The sequence below is a fragment of the Phormidium sp. CCY1219 genome, assembly GCF_055795085.1.
Genome location: NZ_JAYFEQ010000497.1, coordinates 1 through 8533, shown reverse-complemented (window position 1 = coordinate 8533; position 8533 = coordinate 1). Strand labels below are relative to the sequence as shown.

The window sequence follows — 8533 nt, the reverse complement described above, 5'->3', positions numbered from 1 at the left end:
TTTTTTCCACCGATCGCGTGGTGGTGGTGAAATATAGCAGGTCTGTTGCTTGATGCGATCCGCAGCCGAATAGTCCCAACCTTGAAATGCACCTCCGAGGTAAAAAAATCGTTACCTCACCCATATGAGAACTGCTATAACATCGGCCACACTGGCGCGCCAGCAACCTCCGGGGCTTAAAAATGTGGTAAAAAAGGCTTAGAATTAGAGTAAACCTTCCATTGATTGAGGAGAGCGCGAATGCCTGCTGCCGTTGGACTGATTCAAACAATAGGTTTTCCGTCAATACTTGCCGCCGCCGACGCGATGGTAAAAGGGGGTCGAGTTACCTTGGTGTATTACGACATTGCGGAAAAAGGCGAGTTTGTCGTGGCGATTCGCGGACCGATTTCCGAGGTGAAACCCGCAATGGAGGCGGGCATCGAAGCGGCGGAGAAGGTCTACGGCGGAAAGCTGGTGACTCACTATATCGTACCCAATCCGCCAGAAAATGTGGTGGATGTGCTGCCCTTCGAGTACACCGAAGCGGTGGAACAGTGGCGATGAGAAAGCACCTCCTACAGACAGTCGGTTCGAACGGTCAACCTACGCGAAAATTTCCCTTCCGATCGGCGAGGAAATGGGTACAATAAGGCCAGGGAATTGTTACAGTTTTTGTTAATTTAGGAGATAGACGATGCCAACACCACAAGCGGTTGGAGCAATTGAAACTAGAGGTTTTCCGGGGATTCTAGCAGCAGCAGACGCGATGGTGAAAGCAGGGCGCGTGACCCTGGTGGGCTATATCCGGGTGGGGAGTGCGCGCTTTACGGTGATGATTCGCGGGGATGTCTCGGAAGTGAAAACCGCAATGGATGCGGGGGTGGCGGCGGCAGAAGCGACCTATGGGGCCACTCTGGAATCCTGGGTGATTATCCCGCGTCCTCACGAAAATGTGGTGGCGGTTCTGCCGATCGATTATTCGGAAAAGGTGGAACCGTACCGCCAAGCTGTGGAAGGAATACGAATGTTGGGTGGCAACGGCGGCAGTCGGTAGGGGAGATCGCGCCAGGACAAGTGTTGCATTCCTTAACGCTTGTACTCGTCCCGAAAACCACCCTAAGAGTTAAGGAATTGCCCCTCAATTTTTCTCTGGTTGTCTCCGAGGGGGAGAGCAAGAATTAAAAATTAAGAATTAAGAAGGAAATTGTTTGGACGTTCTCAATTCTTAGTTGTGCTCCCCTTCGGGGTCATGTCAGGGAAAGAATTGAGAATTCAGAATTGAGCAATTTTTAATGAGAAATTGAAAATTGAAAATTAATGGGTAAATTTGACGTTTTCAATGTTTAGTTTTTCTCCCCTCCCGAAGGGCGATAAGGAGAGGACGGAAAATCTGAGATTGGGATTTAATAAGGAAGCAGATCCAACCCGATCAGAATTTTTTCAGTATTTGCCATATCGCCGATAAACTTCTGTAAAGGCGGTGGGAGTTTCTTGATTAAGGTGGGAATGGCAACCACCTGTTCTTCTTCCATCAATTCCGGGTTTTCGTAAATATCAATAACTTCCAGTTCGTAACGTCCTTTCAGGTAGGTTTCGCAGATTTCCTTAATTTTTTTAAAGGCACGGATTGAATGGGGCGTTTCGCCGGCAATATATAAGCGCAAAACGTATTTTTCCTGTTGGCGACGCTCAAAAAATTCTTCAAAAACGTCTTTTGATTCGTTATTATTCGGGGGATTTTTCATGTTTCTCCTGTTATTAAAAAGCGACTTAATAATAAATCCAGCGAGTTTTGATTATCTCCGCCATGTTGGCGAGTTACGCATTGCCCTGCAACGGTAGTATGTGGGGTGGGGGAAGAGCATCGGAAGCGGGAAATGAGTTCGGTGTGGGGGATGGGCACATCGGAAAGAGCGGGAATTTCCGCGAGGGGAAAGGGTTGTGAATGTTGTCTCACCCGGAAGGTTCGAGAAACAGTAGAGTTTCGTGGGATTGGAGTTTCCGCGATCGCGCTGTCCCTTTCATCTTACCAAATCTTAGGAAGATTCACCCGAATCCTCCCGATCCGGATCGGCATAACGACTTTCGGCAATTTGTTGTTCGTTGTCCAGGCGAATTTTTTCTTTGATTTGTTCCCCTTCCAAAAGCCGTTCAAACTCTTCTTGTTCCGACTCAAAGTCCACTTGTAAGGCTTTAATTTGGGCATCCATCAGGGCGCGTTTGCGTTCGATGTCCCGTTGTTTCTTCTGTAGTTCTTGTTGGCGCATCCAGGCTTGAGTTTTTTCCTCAAATTCTTGCTGCGATCGCGCTGTGCCCGTGAGTATGCCTTTCGCACCGAGATACACATCAACTAATTCCAACCCGCGATCGCTCAAGCGGAACTCGCGCACTTGGTTCGAGTGTTGCATTCCGCGAGACTTAATAGCATAAAGCAAGCGATTGCGTTCGCCGTGGATTTCCACATCGCGCAGCACCAACCAAGTATCCATTAACGAAGAAACCCCAGCATCGGTATGTTCGAGGGGTTCGCCGCCTTGGGTCAGACTGGTTACTAAAGTGGTAATGCATTGCGTTTTGAGGAAATCAATCAAACGCATCAGAAATGACTTGACCTCAAAAGCGTTTCCCACCGATTCGAGGTTAGAAATCGGATCGATAATCACCACGCTGGGATGAAAATCGCGGACTAATCCATATAAATTGACCAAGTGCATTTCTAACCCATAAAGAGTGGGACGCGCCGCTTGAAATTTGAGCCGATTTTCCGTGACGCAACCTTCCAACTCCAGACCAACCGATCGCATATTGCGGATAATTTGATTAGCGGATTCCTCGAAAGCAATGTAAAGACATTTTTCCCCACGCTGACAGGTGGCATGGGCAAAATGGGCGGCGATCGAGCTTTTTCCGGTGCCGGCAGTGCCGGTAATTAAAATGCTGCTACCGCGATAGTATCCCTTTCCGCCAAGCATGGTATCGAGGCGAGGAATGCCGGTAGAAATGCGTTCGTTAGACACCTGATGGTCTAAGGCGAGGGAAGTGATCGGAACCACAGAAATGCCGTGGTGTTGGATCAAAAACGGATACTGGTTTGTGCCATGTTTCGATCCGCGATATTTGATAATTTGTAAGGTGCGGGTGGCGATGCGATCGCTGACATGCTGTTCCAAGCGAATCACGCAATCAGACACGAATTCTTCTAATCCTTGGCGCGTCAGGGAGTTGTCTGTGCTTTCCGCCGTGACGATCGCGCTGACGCCGCGCTCTTTCAACCAGCGAAATAACCGCCGCATTTCCGATCGCACGATCGCGCCATTTTCCAAGCCGCCAAACAGCACTTCTAAGGTATCCAAAACCACGCGCTTTGCCTTCACTTTATCGATGGCGATCGCCAGTCGCATGAATAACCCTTCTAGATTGTATTCGCCCGTTTCTTGGATTTCGCTGCGATCGAGATGAATGTAGTCGATGGCAAATTTTCCTTGCTCTATCAGCGCGGGTAAATCCCACCCCAACGACGCCACATTTTGACATAGTTCTGCCGCCGATTCTTCAAACGAGACAAAAACCCCGGGTTCATCGTAGTTCACCACGCCATTGACGAGAAATTGCATGGCCAGCAGGGTTTTCCCACACCCGGCATAACCGCATACCAATGTGGGACGCCCCTTTGGCAAACCACCCCCCGTGATTTCGTCCAAACCTTGGATTCCACTCGCACATTTCGGCAGTTTATCTTGAGTTAATTTTAGGTTGTTTTGTTGACTCATAGTGGACTGGATTTTGCGACTTTCAACGCGCTGATTTCACTGATTTTATAAAAATTGCATTCGAGGGCGACGAATCGTTCTGGCAGTTGCCGGAATAGTTGACGCGCGTTGCTGTTTTATTATAAGCCACGAGTTACTTGAGTATGATGGGCAACGCCGAGCATACCACTCGGCGCGGTTGGGTGGGGAATCGTTTCCGGTGGCGATCGCGCTTCAGAAATCCCACCCAAACCCCGCCGATTTTAGCGTCGGGGTTGTCGCGATTTCTGAAGCGATCGCATGGACAAACCAATCCGCTTTAACTTTTCATCCACGGATAACACACGCACCTTCACCACTTGTCCTACCTTGACAATTTCTTTAGGATCTTCCACAAAGCGATCGGCGAGTTGGGAAATATGCACCAACCCATCTTGATGCACGCCGATATCTACAAACGCGCCAAAGTTTGCCACATTAGTCACCACCCCTTCTAATTCCATCCCTTCTGACAGGTCGGAAATCTCGTTTACGCCTTCTTTAAAGGTGGCATATTTAAACTCGGCGCGTGGGTCGCGTCCCGGTTTTTCCAACTCGGCGATAATATCGCGCAGGGTGGGAATTCCTACCAAGTCGGTGACGTATTTATCAAGTTTTACGGACTGGAACTTCTGCGATGCTTTCGAGATGTTGTCTAAGGGAATGCTTAAATCCGAGGCGATCGCTTCGACCACATAATAACTTTCCGGGTGAACCGCCGTATTGTCCAAGGGATTATCGCCGCCGCGAATTCGCAAAAACCCTGCGGCTTGCTCGAAGGTTTTCGGCCCTAACTTGCCCACCTTTAGCAACTGACGGCGATTTTTGAACGCGCCATTATCGTTGCGATATTGGATGATATTTTTGGCCACAGTGGGCGTCAATCCCGACACTACGGTGAGCAATTCTTTCGAGGCGGTATTCAAGTCTACGCCCACATAGTTGACACAACTTTCTACGGTTTCGGCTAATTTTTTCTTGAGCAATTTTTGGTCAACATCGTGTTGATATTGTCCCACGCCAATCGATTTCGGGTCGATTTTCACCAATTCCGCCAGGGGGTCTTGCAATCGCCGCCCGATACTAATCGCACCGCGCACGGTTAAATCCAACTCGGGGAACTCTTCACGTGCCACATCGCTGGCGGAATAAATGGAAGCACCGGACTCGTTGACCATGACTTTGGTGGGTTTGCGATCGCAGGTTTTGAGCACTTCAGCGATAAAGGCATCGGTTTCGCGTCCCGCCGTGCCATTCCCGATCGCGATCGATTCGATGTGGTATTTTTCAATCAGGGTTTTAATCGTTTTCGCCGCATCTTGGCGCTGCTTTTGACTTTGATGGGGAAAAATGGTTTGATATTCTAAAAATTTCCCGGTTTCATCGAGAACTGCGACTTTGCAACCGGTTCTAAATCCCGGATCGATGCCGATAGTGGGTTTCATTCCCGCTGGGGGAGATAGTAACAATTCGCGCAGGTTAGCCTCAAAGGTTTTTACCGACTCCAAATCCGCATCTTGTTTTTTCAGCGATCGCACCTCGGAAATTAAAGAATTTTTCATCAACCGATGAAACCCATCTTTCACCAGCGCCCGATAAAAGTTGCGAATTTCCGGCACTTTGGTGCGGATTTCTTTGGATTCGAGATACGCCAAAACCTCGGCTTCGTTAAATTCCAAATTCACCGTCACGATGCCTTCACTTTCCCCGCGCAACAATGCCAGCAGGTTATGCGGCGCGATGTCTTTCACCTTGGCGGTGTAATTGCGATACATTTCAAACTTGGTGGTTCCTTCGGGATAGTCTTCAGCTTTGATGCCAGAGGTGAAGACTGCTTCGCGCAAGAAATAATCCCGCAAATACGCCCGGGATTCGGCGCGTTCGGCCACTTCTTCTGCTAAGATATCAGCAGCCCCTTGCAGGGCGTCGGCGGCGGATTCGATTTTGTTTTCTGTAGAAATATAGGCTTGCGCTTCGGCTTCGAGGGAGGCTGAGGCTTTGTTGATGTTGAGGGTTTTAATGAATTCTGCCAGGGGTTCTAAGCCTTTTTCGCGCGCGATACTGGCGCGGGTGCGGCGTTTGGGTCGGAAGGGAAGATAGAGGTCTTCAAGCTCGTTTTTTTGCAGGCAGGATTCGATTTTAACCTTTAGTTCGTCGGTGAGTTTTCCGGTTTGCGCGATCGCCTCTAAAATCGTTTGCTTGCGGTTTTCCAGTTCGGTAAGATAGTTAAATCGTTCGGAAATGTGGCGCAACTGGGTTTCATCTAAAGTGCCGGTTCGTTCTTTGCGATACCGGGCGATAAAAGGAATGGTTGCTCCTTCTTCTAACAGGGACAGGGCACTTTGCACCTGCCACAAATTCAGGGATAATTCTTGAGCGAGAACTTCGGGAATATTCAGCATCAGTCGATGGTGTTTTCAGCGTTGGGTGAGTTAATGAAAGCGAGGGGGGCCGGCGGGTTTAAACCCCCGGCGATATCCCCTAATCTTCTATTTTAACTCCAGGCTAAATAAGGCAAGCGAGTGGCGGTTTCGCGGATGGCGTCGGTTTGGGAAACCAGTTGCCCGCAGGTGTCCCAGGTGCCGGCGTTGAGGACTTTCTGCGGCCCTGGGGGGAGATGCACGGACCGGGTAAATTCTTGGCCAAAATGGACTTTGAGGGCGACTAAATCTAGGGTGATTTCGGTTTGCGGATGGGCGGCGATCGCGGTTTGCAATTTTTGGATGCTTTCCGCATCGGCGGTGACGCAGGGAACCCCCATCGCCAAACAATTGCCAAAGAAAATTTCGGCAAAACTTTCGCCGATAATGCCTTGAATGCCCCAGCGGGCGATGGCTTGCGGGGCATGTTCGCGACTGGATCCGCAGCCAAAATTTGCGTTGACGACTAACAGTTTTGCGCCTTGATATTGCGGTTTATCGAAAGAATGTTCGCCGTTTTCTTGGGCGCGATCGTCTTTAAAGACTTGTTCGCCTAATCCATCAAAGGTGACGCAGCGCAAAAAGCGGGCGGGAATGATGCGATCGGTATCGATATCGTTGCCAACTAAGGGAATTCCTGGTCCGGTAATTTGTTGGACTTTACTGCTCATGGAATGACTCCTTATGGTGATAGATTGGTCTGAAAAAGCCCCTGGGTCAGGGTGGAGGTAAACGACTTAAGCCCGCCTAGGCCGGCTAAGTTAGCGAATCGCAATTAAGAAGCAAATGAGGTGGGCATTGCCCACCGGAATTTCGGGTGCAATTTATGATGTTGCACCGACAGTTATATCAGTTCGCGCACGTCAGAGACGGTACCATTAATTGCCGCCGCCACCACCATTGCCGGACTCATTAATAAGGTGCGACCTTCTGAGGAACCCTGACGACCTTTAAAGTTGCGATTGGAAGAAGAGGCGCTGATTTGGTCGCCTTGTAATTTGTCGGGATTCATGGCCAAACACATGGAACATCCGGACTCTCGCCATTCAAATCCCGCCTCGGTAAAGATTTTGTCTAATCCTTCAGCTTCGGCTTGTTTTTTGACGTCTTCCGAACCGGGGACGATAAAGGCTTTTATGCCTTGAGAAACGCGACGGCCTCGGGCGAATTTGGCCGCTTCGCGCAGGTCGCTCAATCGTCCGTTGGTGCAGCTACCGATGAAGCAAACATCGACTTTTGTGCCTTTGATGGGATTGCCGGGATTGAGTTTCATGTAGCGATAGGCTTCTTGGGCGATCGCGCGATCGCTTTCGGTTAAGATGTCCGGCGTTGGGATTAATTCATCCACACCAATGCCCTGACCTGGGGTAATTCCCCAAGTGACGGTGGGGGGGATTTCTTCTGCATTGAAGACCACTACATCGTCATATTTGGCATCAGCATCGCTGCGGATATTTTGCCACCATCGAACGGCGTTATCCCAGTCTTCGCCTTTGGGGGCGAAGTCTCTGCCTTTGAGGTATTCAAATGTTACCTCATCGGGGTTGACGTAACCACAACGCGCCCCTCCTTCGATGGACATATTGCAAACCGTCATCCGCTCTTCCATTGACATGTTTTCAAAGGTGGTGCCTGCATATTCGTAGGCATATCCCACCCCACCTTTGACGCCTAATTTGCGGATAATGTGCAGGATAACGTCTTTGGCGTAAACCCCGGGGCGCAGGGTGCCGTTGACTTCGATTTTGCGGACTTTCAGTTTGTCGAGGGCGAGGGTTTGGGAGGCGAGGACATCGCGCACTTGACTGGTTCCGATGCCAAAGGCGATCGCGCCAAATGCGCCATGAGTGGAGGTGTGGGAGTCTCCACAGGCGATGGTCATGCCCGGTTGCGTGAGTCCCTGTTCTGGGGCAATCACGTGGACGATTCCCTGACGCCCGGATCCGACTTGATAAAAGCGAATGTTATTGTCTTTGCAGTTTCGCTCTAGGGCGACGATCATTTCTTCCGCCAGGGAATCGGCAAAGGGACGGGCTTGGTCCTCCGTGGGTACGATATGGTCTACGGTTGCTACCGTGCGTTCCGGAAACAGCACCTTCAGTCCCCGTTCTCGCAACATGGCGAATGCCTGGGGGCTAGTGACTTCGTGGATAAGGTGCAACCCGATAAAAAGCTGGGTTTGTCCGGAAGGCAAGCTGCCCACTGCATGTAAATCCCAAACTTTGTCGAAAAGTGTCCCCTTACTCATGATGATAACCTCCGATACGTTTGGAAACCCCCGTGCTTTAGTCGGGGGAGGAAAAACGAACGTGCGGCTTTAGCCGCCGTCAAAACTATATTGAG

At 50.0% G+C, this 8533-nt stretch carries 7 protein-coding genes; 2 read left to right on the top strand and 5 right to left on the bottom strand.

The window, feature by feature from the left end; all coding sequences use genetic code 11:
- Positions 1–240 precede the first annotated feature (240 nt).
- Both AC0QH1_RS12970 and AC0QH1_RS12965 read left to right on the top strand, forming a co-directional pair.
- A complete protein-coding gene (locus tag AC0QH1_RS12970; protein ID WP_324631564.1) occupies positions 241–546 on the top strand; it encodes a carbon dioxide-concentrating mechanism protein CcmK in 306 nt (101 codons plus the stop codon).
- Between the two features lie 130 nt (positions 547–676).
- Entirely contained in the window at positions 677–1036 is a 360-nt protein-coding gene (locus tag AC0QH1_RS12965; RefSeq protein WP_324631562.1) for a carbon dioxide-concentrating mechanism protein CcmK, read from the top strand.
- A gap of 349 nt (positions 1037–1385) precedes the next feature.
- On the opposite strand, the gene kaiB is transcribed toward AC0QH1_RS12965, so the two are convergent.
- The 5 genes from kaiB to leuC all read right to left on the bottom strand — a co-directional run bounded on the left by kaiB (position 1386) and on the right by leuC (position 8438).
- A complete protein-coding gene (kaiB, locus tag AC0QH1_RS12960) occupies positions 1386–1727 on the bottom strand; it encodes a circadian clock protein KaiB (RefSeq protein ID WP_324631561.1) in 342 nt (113 codons plus the stop codon).
- Between the two features lie 291 nt (positions 1728–2018).
- Positions 2019–3752: a circadian clock protein KaiC gene (kaiC, locus tag AC0QH1_RS12955; RefSeq protein ID WP_324631560.1), complete on the bottom strand. Its 1734-nt coding sequence runs from the start codon at positions 3750–3752 to the stop codon at positions 2019–2021.
- 242 nt (positions 3753–3994) lie between these two features.
- Entirely contained in the window at positions 3995–6172 is a 2178-nt protein-coding gene (locus tag AC0QH1_RS12950) for a Tex family protein (RefSeq protein WP_324631559.1), read from the bottom strand.
- A gap of 92 nt (positions 6173–6264) precedes the next feature.
- Positions 6265–6861, bottom strand: a complete 597-nt coding sequence (leuD, locus tag AC0QH1_RS12945; RefSeq protein ID WP_324631558.1) for a 3-isopropylmalate dehydratase small subunit — start codon at positions 6859–6861, stop codon at positions 6265–6267.
- Positions 6862–7034: 173 nt separating this feature from the next.
- Positions 7035–8438, bottom strand: coding sequence for a 3-isopropylmalate dehydratase large subunit (gene leuC / locus AC0QH1_RS12940; protein ID WP_324631556.1), 1404 nt, complete (start codon positions 8436–8438; stop codon positions 7035–7037).
- Positions 8439–8533 lie beyond the last annotated feature (95 nt).

Bases quoted from the DNA above. Each gene is read 5' to 3' on its own strand.
- AC0QH1_RS12970 (WP_324631564.1), top strand. From the start codon at position 241: ATGCCTGCTGCCGTTGGACTGATTCAAACAATAGGTTTTCCGTCAATA.
- AC0QH1_RS12965 (WP_324631562.1), top strand. From the start codon at position 677: ATGCCAACACCACAAGCGGTTGGAGCAATTGAAACTAGAGGTTTTCCG.
- kaiB (WP_324631561.1), bottom strand. From the start codon at position 1,727: ATGAAAAATCCCCCGAATAATAACGAATCAAAAGACGTTTTTGAAGAA.
- kaiC (WP_324631560.1), bottom strand. From the start codon at position 3,752: ATGAGTCAACAAAACAACCTAAAATTAACTCAAGATAAACTGCCGAAA.
- AC0QH1_RS12950 (WP_324631559.1), bottom strand. From the start codon at position 6,172: ATGCTGAATATTCCCGAAGTTCTCGCTCAAGAATTATCCCTGAATTTG.
- leuD (WP_324631558.1), bottom strand. From the start codon at position 6,861: ATGAGCAGTAAAGTCCAACAAATTACCGGACCAGGAATTCCCTTAGTT.
- leuC (WP_324631556.1), bottom strand. From the start codon at position 8,438: ATGAGTAAGGGGACACTTTTCGACAAAGTTTGGGATTTACATGCAGTG.